The sequence below is a fragment of the Sinomonas sp. genome (genome assembly GCF_036848755.1).
Classification (GTDB): domain Bacteria; phylum Actinomycetota; class Actinomycetes; order Actinomycetales; family Micrococcaceae; genus Sinomonas.
The window spans coordinates 1-1,531 of record NZ_DAIUJO010000246.1; the positions used below are offsets into that span (position 1 = coordinate 1).

Consider the following 1,531-nt stretch of genomic DNA (forward strand, 5'->3'; position numbering starts at 1 on the left):
GGGTCGTGCTCGGCCCAGGCGTTGGAGACCTCGTAGGCGTTCAGGATCTCCGGCACCTTGGCCTCGTCCCACCACTCGGGCCTGTGCACGGGGGCCAGCGTGGCGGCTGCGACCTCGCGCTCGTTGTTGAATGCGGCCTGCACGAGGGCGGCCGTGCGCTCGTCCCGGCGGGCCTTGTCCTCGAGGTGGTTCTTCCAGGCGCGGGCCAGCTCGCGGCCGACCTGCGCGCTGAGCGCCATGGCGTGCTGGACGGCCTGCTCCAGCGGCTCGTCGATGTCTTCGCTCATAGTCCCTTTCCTTCCTCGGGGCCGCGGCGCTGCTGCCGCGCCGTCTCCTGCTGGACGTGCGTGGAGGGGCCGGGGACGTTCCCGCGTCCCTCCAGCGGTGAGCCGCTGAGCTGACGCTCGGCGAACATCCGGGCCTGGATGGCCTTCTCCGGCACACCCTCGGCCCGCAGGCGCTCCTCGATCTGCTGCAGCCGAGCCTCGCGCACCGCAGCCGCGGAGAGCCTCACCGGCTTCTCCGCCACGGCCACGGCACCCGCGCCGGGTGCTTCCGGCTGCGGCGGGTTCATCACGCGGTACGCGTCATGGACCTTGTCCAGGTGGCCTCGCAGCTCCGCGTTCAGGGACTCCGCACGCACCGCCCACCCGTGGGCCTCGAACGCCCTGCCCAGGTGCTCCCCGAGGTTCGCCCAGGCCCTCACGACGGCGACGGCACCGGCACGCCTGCTCTTGGAGATCGCCACGTGCGTGCACAGGTCCGCGTACGCCTCGGAGGGCTGGGCGACGGCGCGGGACGGGCCCTCCGCCAGCTCCGCGTGCCGGGAGAAGATCCTGGCTGCCTCGCGCAGCTCCCTGGCCGCTGCGTCGCCGTCCCTGCCCGCTGCGGCTGCCCAGGAGGACAGGAGCCCGGCGCCCTCGCGGGCGATCCGCGCATAGGCGGCCGGCTCGTCCACGGACACCGTGGCGACCGTGCGGAGGTATTCGCTCATCTCCTCGAAGTAGGCCGCCAGCTCGACCCCGGAAACCTCGCCCTGCTCGGGCACCACGGTCGCCTTGCCACGTCGTGCGGCGTCCCATTCGGCCAGGGCCGCGACCCGGTCGTCGCCCGGCCACCCGGCGCGCATGGACGGCAGCGACAGGTCCCTGCCCAGGGTGTTCCCGCCGTACCAGATCGGGGCCTCGCCGTGGAGCGGGCGCAGCGCCACCGAATAGCCCACCACTTCGTCCTGGGCGCCCTTGGCGAACCGGGGACGGACGATGAGCCCGGCGCCACGGGCGCGGCGGACGAACTCCGCCTCCGAGCGTGCGCCGGCCGTCGCCGCCCGCACGCTCATGGCCAGCTCGTGGCGCGGCTGGACCTCGGGGACCTGGGCGGCGATCAATTGCTCGCGGGACACCCGGTCCAGGAACTTCCACGGCGTCACAGTGGCGTCCTGCCGGCACTGCTTCGTGTGCATCGCGTACGCGCGACGGCGGGCGAGGGATTCCAGCTCGCCGCGCGCGTAGCCCTGCGTCTTCACGCCCTG

1 protein-coding gene and 1 pseudogene are annotated in these 1,531 nt (G+C 73.5%); both read right to left on the reverse strand.

Annotation, left to right across the window (positions count from 1 at the left end):
• Positions 1-287: pseudogene (locus V7053_RS18995) on the reverse strand (hypothetical protein); the annotation flags it as partial.
• The coding region (locus V7053_RS19000; RefSeq protein ID WP_334173804.1) for a hypothetical protein at positions 284-1,531 on the reverse strand (1,248 nt) is incomplete at its 5' end. The gene V7053_RS19000 and the pseudogene V7053_RS18995, both read right to left, overlap by 4 nt.